Origin of the sequence: Hymenobacter glacieicola (assembly GCF_014640315.1) — a bacterium.
GTDB classification, from domain to species: Bacteria; Bacteroidota; Bacteroidia; order Cytophagales; family Hymenobacteraceae; genus Hymenobacter; species Hymenobacter glacieicola.
The window spans coordinates 465809-488166 of the sequence record NZ_BMGS01000003.1 but is presented as its reverse complement, the minus strand read 5'-3'; the positions used below and the strand labels follow the sequence as shown (position 1 = coordinate 488166).

The following is a 22358-nucleotide window of genomic DNA, read 5'->3' as shown; positions in this document are numbered from 1 at the left end:
TACGATTTGCAGGTTAAAAATGGTTTACTACTTTTGTGCTCCCCAACAGCTACAACGCCTCTGGGGGCCTAAGAGCTGGTAATGTAGCTCAGTTGGTAGAGCACAGCACTGAAAATGCTGGTGTCGTTGGTTCGATTCCAATCATTACCACAGAAAACGCCCTTCATGTCTCATGAAGGGCGTTTCTGTTTTTACTCCAACTGCTTAGTTCCAATACGATGCTGGCTTATCCGTAGCTGGCCAGTTCATAGGCGCCCGGCCGCCATGCTGCCGGAAAAACTCTTCTACCTGCAGGCGCAGCCCGGCTGGGTCGTCGGTTTCCAACTCGGCCACGATGTGGTCTACGGCCGATAAGTGGCGCTCCGTGCTCAGCAGGTAGCCTGGCTCCTGCACCCAGGAATACGCATAAAGCCTTGCTCCATCGAAGGCCGCCGACTGATGCAGATAGCGAACATCCGTAGGGGGAATAAACGAGGCTTCCAGGGCGCCCATCGGGTAATCCCAGGACCAATAAAACGAGAGACGAACGAACCCAAGCTGGCTCAGGTAGGCGTCTTTGATGTCTGAGGCGAGCATACAGCACTGGCACTAGCCACGGGCAAGATTACCCTAGCTACTAGCAGCAAGTTGCATCATAGCTCAACGGGCGGAAAGGAACAAACGGCAGTTGTTGTGACTAGCTTTTCGCTACCCATCTTGTCGCCCTGTTGCTTGCTAGTATGTGTTAGCAGCGAAAACGGGGTTAGAACAAAGTCGTATTTGTGACTTCGGAAAGAGCAGAAATTAGGTCCAATACTCTACGCCCGGTTGTGGTCTGCGCTTGATTTTCAGCAAACAAATTAGCGGGAGGCTAGGGGATTTTGCTCATTATGGCTATTCTTCCGGTCGATTCCCTTTCTCTCCGGCTTCACCTGTTTCTCTCGCCATGGATACTGCCGCTGAATTGCGGGCCGAGCGCCTGCCCACCACAATTTACGCTGATTCTGAAAGGGCATCGGTGGCAGTAGCCCAGCAGATTGCCGAGTTAGTCCGGCAGCGGGCGGCTGAGGGGCGCATGTGCGTGCTGGGGCTGGCCACGGGCTCTACCCCTACCCGCCTCTACGAGGAATTGGTGCGCCTGCACCAGCAGCAGGGCCTGAGCTTTCGCAACGTCATCAGCTTTAACCTGGATGAGTATTACCCCATGGCCCCCGATTCTTTGCAAAGCTACGTGCGCTTTATGCGGGAGTACCTATTCGACCACCTGGATATTGAGTCGGAAAACATTCATATTCCTGATGGAACTGTGCCGCAGGAGCAGGTAGTAGAGTTCTGCCGACAGTACGAGGAGCAGATTCAGCAGGCTGGCGGTATTGACCTGCAGGTGCTGGGCATTGGCCGGACCGGGCATATCGGCTTTAACGAGCCCGGCTCAGGGGCTACCTCCCGCACGCGCCTCATTACCCTCGACCACATTACCCGCACCGACGCAGCTTCTGACTTCTACGGGGAAGAAAACGTACCCCGCCGCGCTATTACTATGGGGGTAGGTACCATTCTGGAAGCCCGGCATATTGTGCTCCTGGCCTGGGGCGAGGGCAAGGCCGCCGTGGTAAAGCGCATGGTGGAAGGAGACCCGACGGACTCCGTGCCGGCCACTTACCTGCAGCAGCACCCCCACGTGCAGGTGGTGCTGGATGAAGCCGCCAGCGCCGAGCTGACGCGGGTAAAAACGCCGTGGCTGGTGGGCAGCCCCCTGAATTGGCAAGATGCTGCCACCGTGCGCAAAGCCGTAACGTGGCTGGCCCGCACCCTGCAAAAGCCTATTCTAAAGCTTACGGACGAAGAATACAACGAGAATGGCTTGTCCGGTTTGCTAGCGGAATCGGGGCTGGCCTACGACATCAACATCCGCGTGTTCCGGCAGCTGCAGCGCACCATTACGGGCTGGCCGGGCGGCAAGCCCCACGCCGACGATACCGACCGACCGGAGCGGGCCGCGCCCTTCCCGAAGCGGGTGCTGATCTTTTCTCCTCACCCCGACGACGACGTTATTTCGATGGGTGGCACGCTGCTGCGCCTCGTCGACCAGGGCCACGACGTGCACGTGGCCTACCAAACCTCGGGCAACATTGCTGTATTTGACGACGAGGCCATCCGGTTTGCTGAATTCGTGGCCGACTACGACGAGGCGTTTCGGCTGGATGAGTTGCCGGCGGAAACGCTCTACCGCCGGGTAGCCGATTTTCTGCACCAGAAGCACCCGGGGCAAGTTGACTCGGAAGAGGTACAGCGCATCAAGGGCCTGATCCGGCGGGGCGAGGCGAAAAGCGCCTGCCGCTATGCGGGCGTGCCGGCTCAGAACGCACACTTTCTGGATTTGCCTTTCTATGAAACCGGTCGGGTCCGCAAGAAGCCGATTGGGGAGGACGACATTCGCCTGACCATCGACTTGCTGCAGCACCTGCAGCCCCAGCAGATTTACGCCGCCGGCGACCTTTCCGATCCGCACGGGACGCACCGGGTATGCCTGGCCGCCATTTTCGAGGCCATCCGGCGCCTGCAGGCAGCCGAAACGGCCTGGCTTTCCGACTGCCGGGTGTGGCTGTACCGCGGGGCCTGGCAGGAGTGGGACATCGACCAGATTGAAATGGCCGTTCCGCTTTCGCCCCAGGAACTGGCCCGCAAGCGCCGGGCTATTTTCAAACATCAGTCGCAGAAAGACCGGCCGCTGTTCCCGGGGGCCGACCAGCGCGAGTTCTGGCAGCGGGCTGAGGAACGCAACCGCACCACGGCCCGACTCTATGACCAGCTTGGCTTGCCGGAATACGAAGCAATTGAAGCCTTTGTCCGGTGGAAGTTTGAGGTCGCGCCGGCCCAAGGCTCGGACAAGAGCCGCGCATAATCATCATTAGGCTCTTTCGCTGGGGCTACCTTATGCTGCCTGCCTTCTACCCCACCTCATTTTCAGGCAAGTATGAAGGATCATGGCTACCGTAATACGGTACCAGTTGCTTTATCAAGCTGAGCCGAGTACTTTTAATCAAAGTATTCTCATGGCTGCCGCTACCCCCGCTACCGAAGAGTTAGTCCAACGCATGGCTGCCGACGACCGGCAGGCTTTTGCGCTGTTCTTTACCCGCTACCACGGCAAGCTGGTCACGTTTGCTACCCTCTACGTGCGGTCAAGAGAGTTGGCGGAAGAAGCAGTTTCGGACGTGTTTCTGAAGCTATGGCAGAAGCGGACGACGCTGGTTGAGGTGAAAAACATCAACAGCTACCTCTACATTGCCGTTAAGAATCAGGCGTTAAACTACTTGCAGAAAGCGGAGAATCAGCCTGGCCTCTCGTTGGACGAGGTGCCCATGGCCCTGACCGTAGAGCTGATGACGCCCGAGCGAGAGTTGCTGACTTCGGAGTTGCAGGCAGAAATTCAGCGGGCCGTGGACAAGCTGCCCCCCCAGTGCAAAATCATCTTCCGCTTGATTCGGGAAGATGGCCTCAAGTACAAGGAAGTAGCCGACATCATGGGCATTTCCGTTAAGACGATTGAGGTGCAGATGGGCATTGCCATCAAGAAAATCAGCGTAGAACTCCAGGATCACCTACGTATGCGTTCCTCGGCATCTGCTTCGGCCGCCAACCGCGTATTGCGCATTGCCCTTAGCCTGCTGCCGCTGTTGTCTGGCGCTTTGGGGTAGTAACCTGCAGAAACCTCCGGGGCCAGATACCGGGTTATTTACAGAGTTATTAAATTTTAAAGGCATCCTGTTAAGGGGATTCCTTGGTATTTATGTCTCTACACTATACAGGGGTTATCTATCCCAAATCCGGTACATGGAGCTTTCCGCATTACACGAACTTATTGGCAAGGAGCTGGCAGGCGAGCTTTCGGCTGCGGAGGGCGAAGTGTTGCACGCCTGGCTGGCCCAGGCTACGGCCGAGGAGCGCCTCGTGTACGAGGAAACCAAGCGCTACTGGCATACTCCCGCTCCCACAACTGTAACCGCCGCCGATACGGCCACTGCCCTACAGCACCTGCTAACCCGTATCCACGACGCTGAAGCAGAACCGCGTGTTGTAGCCTTCCGGCCGGTTGCCCCCGCGCCGTGGTGGCGCACACGGGTAGCGGCTACCCTTGCGGCGCTAGCAGTAGCTGGCGGCGCCGCCTTCTGGGCCTTCCAGCGCCCTACCTCCGAAGCAATTATTCCTCTCAGTTTCGAAGAAAAAACTACGACCCGCGGCGCCTCGGCCAAAGTGCTGCTGGCAGACGGCACGGCCGTGTGGCTGAACGCCGACAGCCACCTCTGGTTCCCGAAATCTTTCCGAGGAGTTCAGCGGGAAGTGTACCTGGAGGGTGAGGCTTTTTTTGAGGTGACTCCAAATAAGCGGCAACCGTTCGTCATTCACCTTGGGGCCGAGCAGGTGCGCGTGCTGGGAACCTCTTTCAATGTAAAGGCTTACCAGGAGGATGAAACCATGGAAACGGCCGTAGTAACCGGCCGGGTTGCCTTTATCCGGAGCGGGGCCGAGGATGCTACCTCTGCCGACACCTTGTATGTAACCCCGGACCAACGAGCCGTTTACTCAAAGAGCACGGCCGCCCTGCGCCGGGAAACCATTAATAGCCAGGACTATGCCACCTGGAGCCGGGGCGGATTCGTGTTTCAGAGCACTTCGCTGACCGAGGTGGCTCGCACCCTGGAGCGCCACTACAACGTGAAAGTGCAGCTTGCCAACGAGCGGCTGCGCCATTGCCGGCTCACTGGCCGCTTCCGCGACCAAACCCTGCGCGAGGTGGTCAGTGTGCTGTCCTTGACGGGAAGTTTTGGGTTTGAGCTGACCAATGACCAGCTTCTGATTACCGGCCCCGGCTGCGAGCCTACCTCGACAGTTCCTACGGTCGGGCCTTCCTTATAACCAAGGAAGCAGCGTATATTAGAGGGCTAAATTTCTACCCTCGGTATTCGCATTTTTGATTGCATGAAGTATCGGCTTCAGTCCTGCGGGGCCGGTGCACGGCCTGGAGCGAGAGCAGAATACCGAGCCTATGCGGGGCTAGCATTGCTGGCAGGACTGCTAGCTCTTGCCTTACCGGGGCAGGCCCAAACGGCTACTGCGCCAGCTACCACCACACTAATTACCATTCGGACCCAGGGGCGCGACCTGCCGACGGTTCTGCGGGAAATTGAGCGTCAAAGCGCCTATACCTTCGTGTACAGTGATGGTCAGGCCCGCGCGCAACTACCGGCTCTGACGTTCACGAAGGCCCCGGTGGAGCAGGTACTGCGGCAACTCCTACCCCCGCTCGGGCTGAGCTACCGCATGGTGGGGCAGCAGATTATTCTGATTCCTCGGGTAGCTTCTGCGGCCGCTGATGTAGTTGCAGCGCCCCCCGCCGTAGCGCCGGTGCGTACGGTACAGGGCCGCGTCACGGCTAGCAACACGGCCCTGGCCCTGCCCGGCGCCAGCGTGCTGATCAAGGGAACTACCCGAGGCACCATTGCTTCCGCTGAGGGGCATTTTTCCCTGGCGCTGGGCCCCACCGATACCGTGCTGGTGGTTTCTTCCCTGGGGTTTATCAGCCAGGAAATACGCCCCCGCAGCAAAAACCAACTGGAGGTTGCCTTGCCCGAAGACACCCGCACCCTGGCCGAGGTAGTGGTAACGGGCTACGGCCTGGAGCGGGAGCGTAAATCCTTGGGCTACTCGGTGCAAGACGCGCAGGCGGCGCAACTGGTGGAATCACGGGAGCCCAACTTTATTAACTCGGTGAGTGGCAAGCTGGCGGGCGTGCAGGTAAGCCGTAGCGGCTCGGGGCCCATGGGCTCCACCAACATTATTATTCGGGGCTACACCTCCCTTACCCGTGATAGTCGGCCGCTGGTGGTGGTGGATGGGGTGCCCATTGACAACCGGAATCCGCTTCAGGCCACGCGCTTCGGCGGCTACGATTCCGGCGACGGGCTGTCGGCCGTTAATCCGGAGGATTTGGAAAGCGTGTCGGTGCTGAAAGGCGGCAATGCGGCGGCCCTGTACGGCAACCGCGCCGCCAACGGGGTACTTATCCTCACCACTAAGAAAGGCAAGCCCGGCCTCAACCTGACGGTTAGCTCCACCACTACCTTCGACCGGGCGCAGGTACTCACAGACTACCAAAACGAGTACGGGCAGGGCACGCAAGGCCGGTTTCTGGCCGATGCCACCGGCAGATTGCTCCTGACCCCGGAAGGATATCCGCAGGTAGAGGAAGCCCTGGAAACCATCGGGAGCTGGGGTCCTCGGATGCAGGGCCAGCTGGTGCGCCACTGGAATGGGGAGCTAAAACCCTTCGTATCTCAGCCCCATAACGTTCAGGACTTTTTTCAGCTGGGCTACACCACGGCCAACAACGTTGCCCTTTCCACGGGTACTGACCGCTCTACCCTGCGCGTATCGGTGGCCGACCTGCGCAACCGGGGCACCTACCCCAACAGCCGCCTGGCCCGCAACTTTGTGACCCTACGGGGTACCCGGCAGCTGACGAGCCGCGTATCCGTTGATGTAAAGGCCAGCTACATCTACTCCCGCAACGTCAACCGCCCCACGCTCGGCGCCAACCCCGACAACGTGATGGTGCAGTTTCAGCACCTGCCGCGCAGTACCGACGTGGACGACCTACGCCCCTACCGCGACCCGCTGACCTTACAGCCCATTCTCTGGAACCAGAACCGCGGCACAAGTTTTCGCCCCACCATGCGGCAGAATCCGTTCTGGGCCGCCTACCTCAATACCAACCAAGCAATTCAGCACCGGGCCAATGGCTCGGTGGCAACGCGCTACGACCTCACCGATTGGCTATGGCTGCAGCTGCGGGCCGGCACCGATTTTTACGCTTCCGATGTGGGCTACCGCTACGCCAGCTACACTGCCTGGAACAACACGGCCGTACCCGACCGGGGCGGGGTAGCACAGAGCCGGCTCACGATGCGGGAAGACAACTTCGACTTTATCCTGAGCGGTACCCGGCGGCTGGGCCCGCGCTGGAACCTAACCAGCCAAGCCTTCGGCAGCCTGCTGCAGAAGCGCAACGAAACCACCGGGAGCACTGGCCAGGGCCTGCTAACGCCCAATGTGTTTACCCTGGAAAATGCGGCCAGCAAAACGCCCGTGTACTCGTTTTCCCGCTACGAGGTCCAGTCCCTGTTCGGACGCAGCTTGCTGGCCTACCGCGAAGCGGTGTTTCTGGAAGTTACCGGCCGCAACGACTGGGACTCCACGCTTCCGGCCGGCAGCTGGTCGTACTTTTACCCGAGCACCTCCCTTTCCGCTGCTTACACTGAGTTGCTGAATTGGCATTCCCGCTGGCTTACCCTAGGCAAGCTGCGGGCTTCCTGGGCCAAAGTAGGCAAGGGCGCGGGCCCCTACGAGCTAGCCACGCAGTATGATTTGGGCTCGGGCGTGCCAAATGCCCCCGGCGTGGGTTCCTCTCACCTGGGCCAACCCTTTGCTAACCTGCAGGATCAGTTGGCCTTGCTTCGGCTGAAGCCGCAAATTACCCGCTCGGTGGAGCTGGGTTCCGAAATGCGTTTCGGCCGCAACCGGGCCGGCCTGGATGTCACCGTGTACCGCACCAACACCTTTAATCAGGTGACCAGCGTGCCGGTTTCGGCTACTTCCGGCTTCCGGACTCAGCTTATCAACGCGGGCAACATTCAGAACCAGGGGCTGGAAGTAGTGGCCACTGCTACCCCGCTCGCCGCTGCCAGCCCCCTGCGCTGGGACGTTACCCTGAACTGGGCCGCGAACCGCTCCAACGTAGTGCAGCTAAACGAAGGCGGCACTACCTACCAGCTGGGCACCGAGTCAAACAACGTGGCCATTGTGGCGCAGGTAGGCCGGCCGTTCGGCGATATTGTGGGCACCCGGCTCCAGCGCGCCCCCGACGGACAGCTGCTGGTTGGCCCCGGCGGGCTGCCCGTAGCCCCGAGTTCGGTTCCGGTCCGCCTGGGCAACTTTCAACCCAGCTGGTTTGGCGGCCTGAGCAACCGCCTCAGCTACAAGAACGTTACCTTCAGCGCCCTGCTGGATGCCCGGTGGGGCGGACAGATTTATTCGGTTTCGCAGCAGCAGGCCGCCTTATTCGGCAACGCCCGCGCCACGGTGGCGGGCCGCGCCGGCTGGTACGCCTCCGAAGAAGCCCGAAAAGCCGCCAACGTCAGCCCGGCCGATTGGCAGGCCACTGGCGGAATCCTGGTGGAAGGCGTCGTCCGCAACCCCGACAATACCTATTCGCCGAGCCGGCGCTACGTGAATCCGCAGGCCTATTGGGCCCGGCTTTCTACCGCCGCCGAGCCGTTTGTGTACGATGCCAGCTTTATCAAAATTCGGGAGGTAGCCGTTACGTACCGGCTGCCGGCGTCGCTGCTCGCCCGGCTGGGCAAACTTAAGGGCGGCAGCGTGGCCATCGTTGGGCGCAACCTGGGCTTTCTCACGCGCGCCACGGAAGGGTTCGACCCGGAGTCGGCGTACAACCTTTCCCGGGCGCAAGGACTGGAATCGGGCGGCTACCCCAACAGCCAAACGCTGGGCTATTATCTTACCCTGGATTTTTAACCAGTAGGCTTTTCCCGGATATGCTACCACGCAACTTTTCCCGACGCTTTTTTCTTGCCTGGGGGCTGGGCGTGGGGCTAGCGGCCACCGCAACGACCAGCTGCACCGACCGGTTTGCGGAAATCAACACCGACCCCACCAAAACCGGGGCCGCCTCCCCCGACCTGCTATTTGCCCGCGCCCTTAAATACGGCACGCTTTACGACAACGACCAGCAGGTAGGCGAGCATCTGCACGCCAACATGTGGGTGCAGTACTTCGCCAACTCTACTCCGGGTTTTGTAACGGACCGGTACGAGAGCAACGACCAGTGGATCAGCACATTCTGGAATAATTTTTACTCGGGCTACGGCATGGATTTGCAGGAGGCTATCCGCCAAGTCCAGGACAAGCCCGCGGAAGTCAACAAGCTAAGCCAGGCACGGATTTGGCGCGTTTTCCTCTTCCAGCGCATCACCGATTACTGGGGCGACGTGCCCTACTTCGCCGCCTTTCAGGGCGCGGCCGATCAGCTGCAGCCGCCCTACGATGACCAGCGGACCATTTACGCCGATTTTCTGCGGGAGCTGAAAGCCGCGGCCACGGTCCTCGACGACGCCCGAACCAGCAACTACGGTCCTGCCGATTTGCTGTACGCCAACCCGGCCGCCGCCTTCCCAACCCCGACGGTGGCCGCTGCTAACCAACGGTGGCGCCACTTTGCCAACTCCCTGCGGCTTCGCGCGGCCCTGCGCCTTAGCAAAGCCGACCCCACGCTGGCGGAGCTGCACGTTCGGGAGGCGCTGGCCGCCGGCGTAATGGAAAGCAACGAGGAGTCGGCCATTATGCGCAACACGGGCGGCAGCATCCGGATTAACCAGAACCCGCTGGCCGTGGTGCTGGGCTTTGGCGACAGTCGGGTAAGTGCCACGCTTATTGACTACCTGAGCCGCTACCACGACCCCCGGCTTCTTGTTTTCGCCGACCCCGTTTCGGCTGCCAATCCGGCGCGGGTAGGGCTACCCAACGGCTTATCAACGGTGGAGCTAACGCAGCCCCAGTACAACCCCGCTAATTTTTCGCAGGGCGGGGCCCGTTACCGCTCCATCACCAACGACCAGAACCTGCTCACCTACGCCGAAGTCTGCTTTCTGCGGGCCGAAGCCTGCCTGCGGGGCTGGGATGCCGGTTCAGCCCAGCAGTGGTACGAAACCGGCGTCCGCGAAGCCCTGGCCCTGGCCGGCATCCTCAACCCAAGCATTGCGAGAAGCTACCTACAAGAGCCGGAAGTCCGCTTTGCGGCCAGCACCGGCCTTCAGCAGATTCTCACGCAGAAGTGGCTTTCCCTATTTGGCCACAATGGCTTCGAGGCGTATGCAGAATACCGGCGGACGGGTTTTCCGGTGCTGCGCCCCATCGCCGGCGCGGGCGAAACCAACGGGCAAGTGCCTCGCCGTCTGCGCTATCCGCAGTCGGAGCAGCGCCTCAACCCGGCCGCCTACCAAGCCGCCATCAGCCGCCAGGGCCCCAACCTATTGACAACGCGTGTGTGGTGGGACAAATAAATTTCTAATTTCTAGAGCTCCGCTTAGGGGGTAGTGTTCCGTTGTCCGTCTTCTAGTTGAAAGCCTACCCCGCCTTCCCGAGCGCAATTATTGGGCATTGTGTGTGCAGTGCAACTAGAAGTCAATTTCTATCCGGTATTACTAGTGAACGAAAACCCTCTCCGGACGCGGAGGGGGTTTTTGCTTTTCTATTTCGGGCAGGATTTTGCCTGGGCCTGCTCCGCGAAGCGGTATCCCTGCACCACGGCGCGGCGAAAAAACTCGCAGGCTTCAGCAGTATTCCCTTCCTGCTGGGCAATGCGCCCCAGCAGGAAATATACTTGCCCCTGGTTGGGGTAGGACGCCAGCACCTGCCAGTAATCGGCACGAGCGGCCCGCAGGTCGTGCTCCTTGAAGTTGGCCAGCCCCCGGTACAGCAACAGCCGGGCCCCAATGTAAGCCGGCTCCTGGTGGGCGTGCCGCAAGCCCGCGTTGAAGTCCCGGCGGGCGGCTGAATAGCGGTGTGAAAAAAGCAGGGCCTCCCCGCGTAGTAACCGGGCATGGGCCAGAGTGGAGTCTTGGGCCAGGGCTTGCTGGGTTGTAGCTTTTACCAAATCTGGCCGTTGCAGGGCGCGGTAGCACAAGCTTAGCCGTAGCAACAGTTGCGCGCGTTGGCGGGGGCTTTCCGCCCCGGCTAGTGCGGCTTTATAGTCGGTGACGGCAGCCAGCGGATTATGATAGAACAGCTCCTCTATTTCGGCCCGGCGGCGTAGCGCCGCTGTGTAGTCGGGCCGGAAGCGCAGGGCATCGGAGAAAAAGCTATGCGCGGCGCTCCACTCCCGGCGGGTGTACGCCTCTAGGCCCCGTTGGTAGTTGCTAGTAGCCGTTAGGCGGTACATAGAAATGCGTACGGCCAGCACAAACAGCGCAATGCCGCCCACTAGCAGCAGAATCAGACGCAAATCGTGCCGTGTGAACTTGGGACGCTGCTTCGGAATGGTGCGGTAATGCCGCTCATGAGAGCCGGCCGGCCGGCGGGTGCGCACGGGAGCCGGTGGGGGCATGGGCACCCCGTAAATGTGCTGGCCCTGATTACGAAATTGCTGTTGCCGCCGCGCTTCCTCAGCCCGTCGCGCTGCTACCTGGAGCTGGAAGTCGTACTGGGCCCGACGGCCCGGGTCGCCGAGCACCCGATACGCCGCTGCCGCTGCCTTGAATAACTCCTCGTATAAGGGGCTGCCGCCGTGCTTATCCGGATGATATTTTACGGCCAGCTGCTTGTACGCCAGCTTTATTTCCCGGGCCGTAGCCGTGGTAGCAACGCCCAGTACCTGGTAGTGATTTTGGCTCAACCTATGACATTATATAGTAAAAGTACGTCAATTTTCAGACACGCTGCTAGGTTTTCCGTAAGAAAGGGCTATCTGCAAAACTGGCTTCGGCGTGGTTTTCGGACCTGTGCACCCGTAACATTGTTCCTCGCAAAAATTCTCCCCTATGGGCCTGTTCTCCACTGAAGATGACGCCACCAAAACGCCCCGCACGGATAATCTGATGGGCAACGTGATGGGCTACCTGGATACCCGCATTGATCTGGTACGCCTGGAAACCCAGGAAAAAGTGAAAACGGCCTTCGTCGGCACGCTGCACGGGGCAGCGCTGGCCACCATTGGGCTGATGTTTTTCCTGTTTCTGAACGTATTTCTGGGCCTTCTGCTCAACGACGTACTGGATAGCCCGTATTGGGGCTTCGGTATTGTAGCCGGCTTTTACTTAGTACTGCTCGTCATTTTTGTGATTGGCGTCGATAAAAAGCTCTTCCAGGGCCTAGCTGACAAGCTCCTGAACAATACCATTTATAAATCTGACAAACGCCAAGCCTAACCCATCGTATGGCCGATCTGCATAACCCGCTATTTGAGGACGAAAAAGAGTTTCTGGAGCGCCAGAAGCTGGAATATGAGCGCGCCCTGATGGGCGACGTGGAAGGCATCAAAGCCAAAACTCAGGAAGTCAGCAAGTACGTAGCCATTGGCGCTGGCGTACTTGGTGGCATCTGGCTGCTGTCAAAAGCCTTTGGCGGTAAAAAAAAACACGCCGCTCTCGACAATGAGGATGATTACGCTCGCCACCTGAAAAATGGCAGAAGCCGTCCTCGTCGCTCACAGGCCTCCACGGCCGTTGATACGGCCGTAGCCGATGACCTCGGGTTCGGTACTGGCCATCATCACTATGACCGGGGACGTACCCAGCCTCACTCGGAACGAGCCCACATTGCTCCTGATGTGTACCATACGGATGACGACCCGTTCCAGCCCCTAGGCTTCGATGAGCCCCGGGTTCGGCGTTCCGTGCCCGCCCATCGCCCGGCTGGAAACCATGAGGAGGCTTCTTCCGTGTTGGCTTCGGCTGTAAAAGCTTTTATGCAATCGGATACGGGCAAGATGCTGATAGCGCAGGCCTCGGCTGTGCTGATGGCCTACGTGGCTAAGAAAGCCAGCGAGTATCTACCAATCATCAAAAATCCCGACCTTGCGTCTTCGGCTACGGTTCACTCTGAACCGGAAACCCGGGACATTGAATTTACCTACCACCACGACGACGCGGATGCGCCTCACCAGCCTGTATGATGCTTTAAGCAAACGCCGGACGCACGGCCAGAAGTCACTGGCTGTATTGCTGGACCCTGATAACCTGGATGAAGCCAGCTGCCGGCAGTTGTTGGAGCTTAGTGAACAGCATACCGTAGAATACTTTTTTGTGGGCGGCAGCTTGGTGATGAATACTCGCCAGGCTGCCCTCATTCGTTTTATCAAGAGCCGTTCCAGCATTCCGGTTCTGCTTTTCCCCAGCCACAGCCTGCACCTGGATGACCAAGCTGATGGAATCTTACTGTTGTCTTTGATTTCGGGCCGCAACCCTGACTTTCTGATTGGCCAGCACGTTATTGCCGCGCCTCTGCTGCGTCAGAGCAACCTGCAGATCCTGCCGACGGGCTACATGCTAGTCGATACGGGCCGGCAAACAACAGCCAGCTACATCAGTGGCACTACCCCCCTACCCCACGACAAACCGAGTATTGCCGCCTGCACGGCCATGGCTGGTGAGCAGCTCGGCCTACGCCTCATGTACCTTGATGGTGGTAGCGGCGCTTTATACCCTGTGGCCCCAGCCATGATTCGGGCCGTGCGCCAAGCAGTTGATGTGCCTCTGATAGTTGGCGGCGGTATCAACACCACGGAAAAGGCCCAGGCTGCGCTTGCTGCCGGCGCTGACATCATTGTAGTCGGCAACCAAATTGAAAAAGCCCCAGAGTTCCTGGCTGAGATGTCGAAAGTTGTGCACAGCTTTAATAGTGTTGCTACCAAGACTGCATAGCTCTAAGTAACTGTAGTAGTTAGCGTTAACTACGTATAAGCAACAAGAAAGGCGCCCGGTACCGGGCGCCTTTCTTGTTGGTAAATAAGTCCAGGCCAATGTATCATAGCCTAGATTAGTACGCTACTAGATGTTCATAGCGGATTCGCGGCGGCGCATTTTGCCGGCCGGTATGCCAAACATCATCTTGAAGCGGCGGCAGAAATAGGCTGTATCCTTGTAGCCTACCTCTTTACCAATGTCACGGATGCTTTTCTTGGTGGTGCGAAGCAGGAACACGGCGCGTTCCATACGCTGGTACTCAATGTAGTCCTGGGGGTTAATACCCGTCAGCATCTTGAAGTACTGACCCACGTAGTCTTCGCTCACGTTGGCTACACCCGAAAGAACCTTGTTCGATAAGTCGCCGCCGATATTTTCCTTGATGTAGTTAAACAGGTCGATGAGGCGCGGATCCTTGAAGTAAGTGCTGTTGGTAGCCAGTTGCTCCACGAACATCTTGTTTTTCAAGATGTAGCGCACAATTTCCACCACAATGTTCTCGGTGTAAATTGTAATGAGACGCTCCCGACCCGGCAGTTCCTGCAGGCTTTCCTCCACCACCTTAATAACCAGGTTCGCCAGCTTGGAGTTGCCCGTAATCAAGAAAGCAGGCACATCCAGAGACGCAAAGAAGTTGACTGAGTCAAACACTTTGGCCTCAAAGCTTACGAAGGAATGGCTTTCCTCAGCATCCCCGATTAAGTCGAGGTCCGAATTGGAATGGAAGAACTTGTCCTTATTCGTTATCAGGTCGTCGTTGGTGATGCTCTTGCTTGAGGGCTCACCGTAAGTCACTTTCGTGGCCCGGCCTCCGGGGATGAACAGCATTTCCCCTTCTTCCACTACCTGATCCTCGTCGCCGAAAGAAACCCGGCCCTTATGCAGCAAAATAAGGTTGTTGCCCACATCGTAGGAATTGCGCACCGTGAAAGGCTGCTGCAACACCAGATTTTTCGCCTTGATGTACCGAACACCAAGTGACTCAATTACTTTATTATAATCTTCCATCTTCGACGGGTATTTTAAAACTCAGGTGTGGGTGAAGAAATAGTACCCCTGACTTATGTAATGCAAAATAACATATAAAAATTCACACAAACACAAAACCCAGCCTAAAAAAGGCTGGGTTTTGTGCAATACTTCTGACTTTTAGGCAATTCAAGTCCTACTTGAGAATTTCCCGAGAGATTACAATTTTCTGAATCTCAGAAGTTCCCTCGTAAATCTGCGTGATTTTGGCGTCGCGCATCAGGCGCTCTACGTGGTATTCCTTCACAAAACCGTAGCCACCGTGGATCTGGACAGCCTCCACAGAGGCATCCATGGCGGTTTTAGAAGCGAACAGCTTAGCCATAGCACCCGACTTGGCGTAATCCTGGTGCGCGTCCTTGTCGTGGGCGGCTTGCAGGCACAACAGACGGGCAGCATCAATGTTCGTAGCCATATCGGCAAGCTTGAACTGAATGGCTTGGTGCTGGGCAATCGGTACCCCGAAGGCTTTACGCTCTTTGGAGTACTTTAACGCCAGTTCATAGGAGCCGGAAGCAATGCCAAGAGCTTGCGCAGCAATGCCAATTCGGCCACCGGCCAGCACTTGCATGGCGAACTTGAAGCCGAAGCCATCTTCCCCAATGCGGTTTTCCTTGGGCACCTTCACGTCGTTGAACATGAGGGAGCAGGTATCAGAACCACGGATGCCGAGCTTGTTTTCCTTGGGGCCAGTCTGGAAGCCTTCCATGCCTTTCTCCACGATGAGCACGTTGATGCCACGGTGCTTCAGCTCGACATTGGTTTGGGCAACTACCAAGTACACCGAAGCGGTAGTACCGTTGGTAATCCAGTTTTTGGTGCCGTTTAGTAGGTAGTAATCTCCCTTATCCTCGGCGGTAGTGCGCTGGCTAGTGGCATCAGAGCCGGCTTCGGGCTCCGAAAGAGCAAAGGCGCCAATGATTTCGCCGGAAGTCAGGCGAGGCAGATACTTACGTTTCTGTTCCTCCGTGCCGTATTTCTCCAAGCCCCAGCATACCAGCGAGTTATTCACCGACATGATAACGGAGCAGGAAGCATCCACTTTGCTGATTTCTTCCATGGCCAGTACGTAGCTCACGGTATCCATGCCGCCGCCGCCGTACTCTGGGCTAACCATCATGCCTAGAAAGCCCAGTTCGCCCATCTTCTTGATCTGCTCGGCGGGAAACTTTTGGTGTTCATCCCGTTCGATGACGCCAGCCCATAATTCAGTCTGGGCAAAGTCGCGGGCAGCGGCCTGAACGGCCAGTTGTTCTTCAGTGAGCTGAAAATCCATGCGGAATAGTGGGTGGGGTGGGAAAAGCAAAGAAATGATACACAGCGCGGCGTAAATTCGCTGTCGGGCCTCAAAATTAACCGACAAGTTTGCAGATTACGCAGATAGCCCGCATTTTTTTAGTAGGCTAGCAGCATAAGGTATCCTACCCGTTTTTTGTTTCCTGCCGAGCTTGGTTTCTGCTCCTAGCTTGCCAGAGTCTCCAAGTAGAATTATGACTACTGCCAGCTACTACAATCTAGTGCTAAGAGAGTAATGGCTGCTTTAAGCGCAGGAGCAGGAGGGCCGATACACAAAACAGCCGCCCTTTGGTAAGAGCGGCTGCTTGGTTTAGAAGTGCTGCTAGCACGCCTGCGCCTAACGACGGTCGCGGCTACCCAGGAAGATGCTCACGTAATAAAGCAAGGTAGCCAAGGAGCTAAGCGCCGCTACCACGTAGGTCATGGCGGCCCACCACAGGGCGTCTTTGGCCATGGCATGCTCCTGCGGAGTCACGATGCCGCGCTTGTCAATCCAGGCCAGGGCCCGCTTGGAGGCGTCAAACTCAACCGGCAAGGTCACGAAGGAAAACAGGGTAGTCAGGGAAAACAGCACAATGCCTACCCCCAACGGAATGAGCGTAGTACGAATCATGAACACGCCAGCCAGCAATACGAACGGCATGAACTTGGATACGGCGCTCAGGGCCGGCACCATGGCCGAGCGGAACTGCAGGGCGCTATAAGCAGTGGCATGCTGCACAGCGTGGCCGCATTCGTGGGCCGCAACGGCGGCAGCGGCAGCGCTTCGCTCCTCATACACGGCCTCGCTGAGGTTCACGGTTTTATCGGCGGGGTTGTAGTGGTCGGTCAGGCGGCCTTCCGTGCTGATAACGCGCACGTCGGTGATGCCGTGGTCGGCAAGCATTAACTCAGCAATCTGCCGGCCGGAAAGGCCCGACTGTAACCCAATCTGGGCATACTGACTGAACTTGCTTCGTAGCCGCCACTGAATCAGCCAGCTGACTACCATAGCCAGAATGACAATAAAGTAAATGGGGCTTGAATTGTAGTACATGGTAGAGATGGTTAGAATGAGGGGGCGCTGGCTAAGCCGCTCGACTAACGCACGGATGGCGGTATTTGCCTCCTACCTTAGCCTGAAAGCTCAACTGCTACCCAGAATCCGCTCGACGATGCGCGTAGTGCTGTAACCAGTTACCAAGGGTACGGTCAGCACCTGCCCGCCGTTTCGTAACACTACTTCGTGGCCCACAATTCCACTGATTTGATAGTCGTCGCCTTTAACTAGAATATCGGGTTGAATGGCTTCTATCAGGTTTAGTGGGGTTTGCTCACCGAAGAGCACTACTGCATCCACAAACAAAAGAGAAGCCAACACCCGTGCCCGTGACACTTCGTCTTGCAGGGGTCGCCCTGGCTTCAGGCAGCTCACCGAAGCGTCCGTATTAAGGCCTACCACCAAGCGCTGGCCCAGGTGACGAGCTTTTTCGAGGTAGTCGACATGGCCCAGGTGGAGCAGATCGAAGCACCCATTCGTAAACACAATTTTCTCGCCGGCTGCTTTCCAGGCTGCTACTTGGGCTAGCAGTTCTGGTAGAGCCATAATTTTATCTTTCGTCCACATGCGCGGGCCGCTTTAAGTTAAGGCTACCTGCGGGGTAACCTTCCCTGATTTCACCATGCTGGCAACAAAGCTGATACCGCCCATTAGCACCACCAGCAGGGTTTGGGAGCCGTGCACCACCAGCGCGTAAGCAATACCGGCCTCCTTGCTGATGCCGTACACAAGCAGCGTGCTTTGCACCATCAGGTGGAAGGCCCCAAAGCCGCCCTGCACCGGCGCCGCCATGCCGAAGGCCCCGAAGGTAAGCACGGCCAAACCGGCGGCCGGCGTGAGGCCGGCCGTGGCGGGGAAGGCGAAGAATGCCAGGTAATCCATGAGGTAGTACACCAGCCAGGTAAAGGCCGTATGCAGCAAAAACAGCCCGGGGCTGCGCAGCTTCCGTATGCTAAATACACCGTCGAGCATGCCCCGCACAAAGTTTTCAAGCTTTACGAAGAGGGCCCGCTGCCGCAGTTTTTCCAGATTGCGCAGCAACAAGTACCCCGACAGCAGCAGCAGCACGACTGTTATTGCTGCCAGCAGTAGAAGCAGGTTTTTGTGCGCGGCCAGGGATTCGTACCGATCAGAAAACAAGCTTACTACAAAAGCCCAGAACTTATGAAAGTCCAGCAGAAGCGTCAGCCCTAACAGGCCAGCCAGAATCAGCAAGTCAATCACGCGTTCCGTAATAACAGCTCCTAGCGACACCTGCACGGGTACCCGGTCAGTGCGGTTGAGCACAGAGCACCGGATAACTTCGCCCATGCGGGGTAGTACCAAGTTGGCCAAGTATCCTACCATCATGGCGTGGTACACGTGCCAGTAGCGCGGATTTTGTCCGCTGGCCTCTAGCTGCATCTGCCAGCGGTGGGCTCGGCTGAAGTAGCCCAGAGCCGAAAGTAGCACCGTCAGGCTCAGCCAGCCGTAGTTGGCTTCGCGCATGTACTGGCCCACCAGTTTCAGCTCCTGACCACGCAGGGCGTACCACATCAATAACCCCGACAACACGAGCAGTAGGCCGTATTTCAGAACGTTCAGCAGTTGCTTCATGGCGGTAAATAGGTGAATGTCTGCTCCCCAAACAAGAAAACAGCTGGTGGACCACGCACGGAAGCCCGTCTACTTGGGGCTATTCCGGTGCTAGTCCACCAGCATTATTTCTTGACAAAACCCAATTAATTAATACGATTGTGCTGATCCGGGAAGATAACTGTAGGCTTGTGGGTTCGAGCTTCCGCGAAGTCAATTAGCGCATAAGAAATGATAATGATGATGTCGCCGACTGCTACCCGGCGAGCAGCCGGACCATTCAAACAGATCATTCCTGAGCCTCGCTCGCCCTTGATGGTATAAGTTTCAAACCGTTCCCCATTGTTGACATTAACAATGGTTACCTTCTCGTTTTCCACCATGTTGGCCGCGTCCAGCAGGTCTTCATCAATAGTGATGCTGCCCACGTAGTGCAATTCCGCCTGCGTAACCTTTACGCGGTGAATCTTCGACTTGAGAATTTCGATGTGCATGGGTGAAAAAGCGAGTGAATTTTGGGCCGCAAAGATAGTAAACCCGCCCCGAAGCGCTAGGGCGCCGTCCTTAGTAAGGGTAGGCTACTACTACGTTATCAATTAGCCGAACGCCCCCCAGGTGCGCGGCCACGCAGACTGCCACCGTGCGGCCGGGCTGCCACTCCGGCAGGGGCTGCAGGGTTTGTGCATCCACCAGCTCCAAGTATTCCAGCTCAAGGCCGGGCGTGGAATTGAGTGAAGCGCGGGCCGCCGCCTGAACTTCCTCGACCGAAGCTCGCCCGCCCTGCACCAGCTCCTGGGCCAATTGCAAGGCCTGGTACAAGCGCGGAGCCACGGCCCGGGAGGCCGCATCCAAGCGCCGGTTGCGCGAGGACATAGCTAGCCCGTCGGCCTCCCGCACGGTAGGAAATGCCACCAGCTCCAAATCAAACGACAAATCCGCAATGAGCTGCCGCACTATGGCTACCTGCTGAAGGTCTTTTTGCCCGAAATACACCCGGTGGGGCCGGCTCAGGTGAAACAGCTTGCTTACCACCGTAGCTACCCCATTGAAGTGCCCCGGCCGGTGCGCCCCCTCCATCACCCGCTCCAGTGGCCCGAAATCAAAGCGCAGCACGCTGGGCTGCGGGTACATGTCGGAGGCTGCGGGCAGGAACAAGGCCGTGCACCCCGCCGGCGCCAGCAGCTCCGCATCCGCCTCGGGCAGACGCGGGTACAAGCGGAAGTCTTCGGGGTTGTTGAACTGGGTAGGGTTTACGAAGATGCTGGTTACCACCACATCACACTCCTGCGCCGCGGCGCGCACTAGCTGCAGGTGGCCTTCGTGCAGGGCACCCATGGTGGGCACTAGACCAATGCGCTTACCTTCTCGCCGCCAAGTTTCGGTACGGGCTTGCAACGCGGCGACGGTATTCAGTATCTCCATAGAGTAAAAAGGCCCCTACAACGAGTGGCCAGATGAGTTAGGTTGAAATTTCCCTCAAAAATGTTTAATTTTGTGCATCCCAAAGTGTTGCCCATTCCTAATCACCCCAACTGACTCTATATGTCCAAGTTGAGAATACTCTATGCTGCCACGGAAATCAACCCGTTTTTGCAGACCACCAAGGTAGCGGAGTTTTTGCGGCGGCTGCCGCAGGGAATGCAGGAAATGGGGATGGAAATCCGCATTTTCGTGCCCCGTTTCGGCATCATCAATGAGCGCAAGAACCGCCTGCACGAAGTAGTGCGGCTTTCGGGCATCAACATTGCCGTGGGCGAGGACGAAAAGCCGCTCATCATTAAAGTAGCCTCCATCCCGAACGCCAAGCTGCAGGTATACTTTATTGACAACGAAGACTACTTCCACCGCAAGTCTGTGTTGGTTGACAAGAACGATAAGTTTCACGCCGACAACGACGAGCGGGCTATCTTCTTCTGCAAAGGAGTGCTGGAAACGGTAAAGAAGCTGGGCTGGGCGCCTGACATTGTGCACTGCAATGACTGGATGACAGGCCTGATTCCGATGTACTTGAAAACGACCTACAAAAAGGACCCGATTTTCAAGGATGCCAAATCGGTGTTCACCATCTACAACAATGAGTTTGACCACAAGTTTGAGGGCGACATCATTGAGAAAGCAAAGATGCTGGACATTGAAGATGATATGCTGGCCGCGCTGAAAACTGCTGACTTCGGCGGGTTCATCAAGGTAGGTATGGAGTACGCCGATACGGTAGTGAAATCAGACGAAGCGTTCAGTGAAAATCTGAATTCGATGTTCACCGAGTACTCGACTAAGAAACAAATTGAGCAGGTTGGCGCCGATGACAATCTGCTGACTTCTTACTACGCCCTCTATAATGAATTGGCCAGCTAGCGCCAGCCGACTCGCTTCGGTTTCCCTTTTTGCCGTTTCCATGCTGGGCCTTGCTACCAGCTGTGAAAAAGCCAATGACCTTGGCCTGGAGCTACCTGGCACTTCGCCCATTAGCTCACAATTTCTTGATCTGCCAGTTGCTACGTACACCGTACGTCAGCAGCCCGTTGAAACTATTAATAGCAACCAATTGCTGGTAGGCCGACTGCGCGATACTAAAGTTGGCACTACTACCGCTCAGGCATACCTGAACCTGCAGTACAACTCCTTCCTGAGCCCAGTTGACTCATTACCCAGCAAGTTTACCGGAGTTCGGCTAGACTCCGTGGTGTTTAGCATTGGTTTCGATAAGGTCTATGGCACTGCATCTCAACCATTACGGTTTGATTTAGGCGTACTCCAGCAGCCGCTAGATGAGCGTACAGTGTACAACTCTACCTCAGTTCCGGCTAGCAGTGTGCTGCTCACGAATCTTTCAGCTCCGCTCAACCGCTCTGTTCAGGTGAAGCAGCGGACGTTGGCCTCCAGCACAACGGATACCACTACCCGCCTCATTACCACCACTGTAATTGACAGAGTAGTGCGGCTGCGGCTGCTGAAATATGCAGCTACCACAGCACTGGCTAACTCGGTCTTTTCCGCCTTGCAGAGCACTTCCTTTAATCAGGAAAGGCTTGATGCTATTTGGAAAGGTATAGCTCTAACGCCTTCCACCGGATTCGCGGATAACGTTGTGGCCTTTAACCGCTCGTACAACTCCAGGGTAATATTTTATTTCACTGGCACGAATGCCAGCGGCTACAAGAGCAAGTTTCACTCCTATAGCTTGGTAGCGGGGCCTCTGCCTACTGATGCGCGCACTACCGGGCCCAAATATTTCACTCAGCTCACTACTGACTTTTCCGGCACCCCATTAGCAAGTCTGAGTTCAACAGGTCAGCAGATTAACTCTAGTGCTACCGATGGGTATACATATTTGCAGGAGGGAACTGGTTTAGCGACTCGATTGGAACTGCAGGGCTTAGCAACGCTTATGAATAATACAGAGGTGGCCGTAAATCGCGCCGAACTGCTGTTACCAATCAAGCAGAACACGAATGCCTTGTTCCCTTACCCTACCAGCGTTTATCTATACGAGGTAAATGCCAGCAACGAGCCCTTGGTGCGCACGGTAGGCGCCACTAGCTACGAGCGGTTGGTCCAGGTAGAAGGTGCTGGCCAGAACGGCCAGTCGACGGCGACAAGCGTGGGCAACCCGGCGGCGGCAACGCTGTACCCTAGCTACGATTCGCCCCAATACTACTCCGTACCCCTGACGGAATACTTGCAAGCCTACCTGCAAAATCGGCTGGATGGTGAGCTGCCCTCAGCACTGCTCTTATCACCCATCCTGCGTACCAACCCCAACCTGACCTTGAACCGTGCTCAGCTTGATACTAAGGCTATCAAGCTCCGCGTATATTATTCCAAGCTTCGTTAAACAGCATTTTGTGCTGAACGAGCCTATCAACAAGGGCGGCACGGCTTTTGCCATGCCGCCCGTCTTT

Annotated in this window: 19 protein-coding genes and 1 tRNA gene; 11 read left to right on the top strand and 9 right to left on the bottom strand. The window is 57.1% G+C overall.

Annotated elements, in window-relative coordinates:
* Positions 1–77: 77 nt before the first annotated feature.
* Positions 78–150 (top strand) — tRNA-Phe (locus IEW18_RS07955).
* A 54-nt stretch (positions 151–204) separates the two neighbouring features.
* Here IEW18_RS07955 and IEW18_RS07950 read toward each other — a convergent pair.
* Positions 205–576, bottom strand: coding sequence for a hypothetical protein (locus tag IEW18_RS07950; protein ID WP_188557296.1), 372 nt, complete (start codon positions 574–576; stop codon positions 205–207).
* Positions 577–925: 349 nt separating this feature from the next.
* On the opposite strand from IEW18_RS07950, the gene nagB reads away from it, so the two are divergent.
* The 5 genes from nagB (at position 926) to IEW18_RS07925 (ending at position 10118) form a co-directional block, all read left to right on the top strand.
* Positions 926–2884, top strand: coding sequence for a glucosamine-6-phosphate deaminase (gene nagB / locus IEW18_RS07945; RefSeq protein ID WP_188557295.1), 1959 nt, complete (start codon positions 926–928; stop codon positions 2882–2884).
* A 151-nt stretch (positions 2885–3035) separates the two neighbouring features.
* Positions 3036–3680: an RNA polymerase sigma-70 factor gene (locus tag IEW18_RS07940; RefSeq protein WP_188557294.1), complete on the top strand. Its 645-nt coding sequence runs from the start codon at positions 3036–3038 to the stop codon at positions 3678–3680.
* Between the two features lie 136 nt (positions 3681–3816).
* Positions 3817–4899, top strand: coding sequence for a FecR family protein (locus tag IEW18_RS07935; RefSeq protein ID WP_188557293.1), 1083 nt, complete (start codon positions 3817–3819; stop codon positions 4897–4899).
* A 144-nt stretch (positions 4900–5043) separates the two neighbouring features.
* Positions 5044–8574: a SusC/RagA family TonB-linked outer membrane protein gene (locus IEW18_RS07930; protein ID WP_188557292.1), complete on the top strand. Its 3531-nt coding sequence runs from the start codon at positions 5044–5046 to the stop codon at positions 8572–8574.
* 20 nt (positions 8575–8594) lie between these two features.
* A complete protein-coding gene (locus IEW18_RS07925) occupies positions 8595–10118 on the top strand; it encodes a SusD/RagB family nutrient-binding outer membrane lipoprotein (RefSeq protein ID WP_188557291.1) in 1524 nt (507 codons plus the stop codon).
* Positions 10119–10306: 188 nt separating this feature from the next.
* Here IEW18_RS07925 and IEW18_RS07920 read toward each other — a convergent pair whose 3' ends face one another.
* Entirely contained in the window at positions 10307–11449 is a 1143-nt protein-coding gene (locus IEW18_RS07920) for a J domain-containing protein (protein WP_188557290.1), read from the bottom strand.
* Between the two features lie 145 nt (positions 11450–11594).
* Here IEW18_RS07920 and IEW18_RS07915 point away from each other — a divergent pair, with 145 nt between their 5' ends.
* The 3 genes from IEW18_RS07915 to IEW18_RS07905 are packed head-to-tail and all read left to right on the top strand — an operon-like array spanning position 11595 to position 13475.
* Positions 11595–11981 carry a phage holin family protein gene (locus tag IEW18_RS07915; protein WP_188557289.1) on the top strand — a complete coding sequence of 129 codons (387 nt, stop codon included), beginning with the start codon at positions 11595–11597 and terminating at the stop codon, positions 11979–11981.
* Between the two features lie 8 nt (positions 11982–11989).
* Positions 11990–12727, top strand: coding sequence for a hypothetical protein (locus IEW18_RS07910; protein WP_188557288.1), 738 nt, complete (start codon positions 11990–11992; stop codon positions 12725–12727).
* The gene (locus tag IEW18_RS07905; RefSeq protein WP_188557318.1) at positions 12705–13475 is read left to right on the top strand and encodes a geranylgeranylglyceryl/heptaprenylglyceryl phosphate synthase; all 771 of its coding nucleotides are present in this window, start codon (positions 12705–12707) and stop codon (positions 13473–13475) included. Before IEW18_RS07910 ends, IEW18_RS07905 begins: the two co-directional genes overlap by 23 nt.
* 126 nt (positions 13476–13601) lie before the next feature.
* Here the strand turns inward: IEW18_RS07905 and IEW18_RS07900 are convergent, their stop codons facing one another.
* From IEW18_RS07900 to panC, 7 genes are all read right to left on the bottom strand, one after another.
* On the bottom strand, positions 13602–14525 hold the full coding sequence (locus IEW18_RS07900; protein ID WP_188557287.1) for a helix-turn-helix domain-containing protein: 924 nt from the start codon (positions 14523–14525) through the stop codon (positions 13602–13604).
* Between the two features lie 157 nt (positions 14526–14682).
* Positions 14683–15822: an acyl-CoA dehydrogenase gene (locus tag IEW18_RS07895; RefSeq protein WP_188557286.1), complete on the bottom strand. Its 1140-nt coding sequence runs from the start codon at positions 15820–15822 to the stop codon at positions 14683–14685.
* A gap of 357 nt (positions 15823–16179) precedes the next feature.
* A complete protein-coding gene (locus IEW18_RS07890) occupies positions 16180–16878 on the bottom strand; it encodes a zinc metallopeptidase (protein ID WP_188557285.1) in 699 nt (232 codons plus the stop codon).
* Positions 16879–16968: 90 nt separating this feature from the next.
* Positions 16969–17448 (bottom strand): D-glycero-beta-D-manno-heptose 1-phosphate adenylyltransferase, encoded by a 480-nt coding sequence (gene rfaE2 / locus IEW18_RS07885; RefSeq protein ID WP_188557284.1) that lies wholly within the window; start codon positions 17446–17448, stop codon positions 16969–16971.
* A 12-nt stretch (positions 17449–17460) separates the two neighbouring features.
* Entirely contained in the window at positions 17461–18477 is a 1017-nt protein-coding gene (locus tag IEW18_RS07880; protein ID WP_188557283.1) for a lysylphosphatidylglycerol synthase transmembrane domain-containing protein, read from the bottom strand.
* A 125-nt stretch (positions 18478–18602) separates the two neighbouring features.
* A complete protein-coding gene (gene panD, locus IEW18_RS07875; protein ID WP_188557282.1) occupies positions 18603–18950 on the bottom strand; it encodes an aspartate 1-decarboxylase in 348 nt (115 codons plus the stop codon).
* A gap of 70 nt (positions 18951–19020) precedes the next feature.
* Entirely contained in the window at positions 19021–19878 is an 858-nt protein-coding gene (gene panC / locus IEW18_RS07870) for a pantoate--beta-alanine ligase (RefSeq protein WP_188557281.1), read from the bottom strand.
* Between the two features lie 120 nt (positions 19879–19998).
* Here panC and IEW18_RS07865 point away from each other — a divergent pair, with 120 nt between their 5' ends.
* Complete coding sequence (locus tag IEW18_RS07865) at positions 19999–20811, top strand: glycogen/starch synthase (RefSeq protein WP_188557280.1); 813 nt, start codon at positions 19999–20001, stop codon at positions 20809–20811.
* Positions 20812–20851: 40 nt separating this feature from the next.
* Entirely contained in the window at positions 20852–22291 is a 1440-nt protein-coding gene (locus IEW18_RS07860) for a DUF4270 family protein (protein ID WP_188557279.1), read from the top strand.
* Positions 22292–22358: the final 67 nt, after the last annotated feature.

What these genes read in the sequence shown, in the direction of transcription:
- IEW18_RS07950 (WP_188557296.1), bottom strand. Translation starts at nt 576, where the DNA reads ATGCTCGCCTCAGACATCAAAGACGCCTACCTGAGCCAGCTTGGGTTC.
- nagB (WP_188557295.1), top strand. Translation starts at nt 926, where the DNA reads ATGGATACTGCCGCTGAATTGCGGGCCGAGCGCCTGCCCACCACAATT.
- IEW18_RS07940 (WP_188557294.1), top strand. Translation starts at nt 3,036, where the DNA reads ATGGCTGCCGCTACCCCCGCTACCGAAGAGTTAGTCCAACGCATGGCT.
- IEW18_RS07935 (WP_188557293.1), top strand. Translation starts at nt 3,817, where the DNA reads ATGGAGCTTTCCGCATTACACGAACTTATTGGCAAGGAGCTGGCAGGC.
- IEW18_RS07925 (WP_188557291.1), top strand. Translation starts at nt 8,595, where the DNA reads ATGCTACCACGCAACTTTTCCCGACGCTTTTTTCTTGCCTGGGGGCTG.
- IEW18_RS07915 (WP_188557289.1), top strand. Translation starts at nt 11,595, where the DNA reads ATGGGCCTGTTCTCCACTGAAGATGACGCCACCAAAACGCCCCGCACG.
- IEW18_RS07910 (WP_188557288.1), top strand. Translation starts at nt 11,990, where the DNA reads ATGGCCGATCTGCATAACCCGCTATTTGAGGACGAAAAAGAGTTTCTG.
- IEW18_RS07905 (WP_188557318.1), top strand. Translation starts at nt 12,705, where the DNA reads ATGCGCCTCACCAGCCTGTATGATGCTTTAAGCAAACGCCGGACGCAC.
- IEW18_RS07900 (WP_188557287.1), bottom strand. Translation starts at nt 14,525, where the DNA reads ATGGAAGATTATAATAAAGTAATTGAGTCACTTGGTGTTCGGTACATC.
- IEW18_RS07895 (WP_188557286.1), bottom strand. Translation starts at nt 15,822, where the DNA reads ATGGATTTTCAGCTCACTGAAGAACAACTGGCCGTTCAGGCCGCTGCC.
- IEW18_RS07890 (WP_188557285.1), bottom strand. Translation starts at nt 16,878, where the DNA reads ATGTACTACAATTCAAGCCCCATTTACTTTATTGTCATTCTGGCTATG.
- rfaE2 (WP_188557284.1), bottom strand. Translation starts at nt 17,448, where the DNA reads ATGTGGACGAAAGATAAAATTATGGCTCTACCAGAACTGCTAGCCCAA.
- IEW18_RS07880 (WP_188557283.1), bottom strand. Translation starts at nt 18,477, where the DNA reads ATGAAGCAACTGCTGAACGTTCTGAAATACGGCCTACTGCTCGTGTTG.
- panD (WP_188557282.1), bottom strand. Translation starts at nt 18,950, where the DNA reads ATGCACATCGAAATTCTCAAGTCGAAGATTCACCGCGTAAAGGTTACG.
- panC (WP_188557281.1), bottom strand. Translation starts at nt 19,878, where the DNA reads ATGGAGATACTGAATACCGTCGCCGCGTTGCAAGCCCGTACCGAAACT.
- IEW18_RS07865 (WP_188557280.1), top strand. Translation starts at nt 19,999, where the DNA reads ATGTCCAAGTTGAGAATACTCTATGCTGCCACGGAAATCAACCCGTTT.
- IEW18_RS07860 (WP_188557279.1), top strand. Translation starts at nt 20,852, where the DNA reads ATGCTGGGCCTTGCTACCAGCTGTGAAAAAGCCAATGACCTTGGCCTG.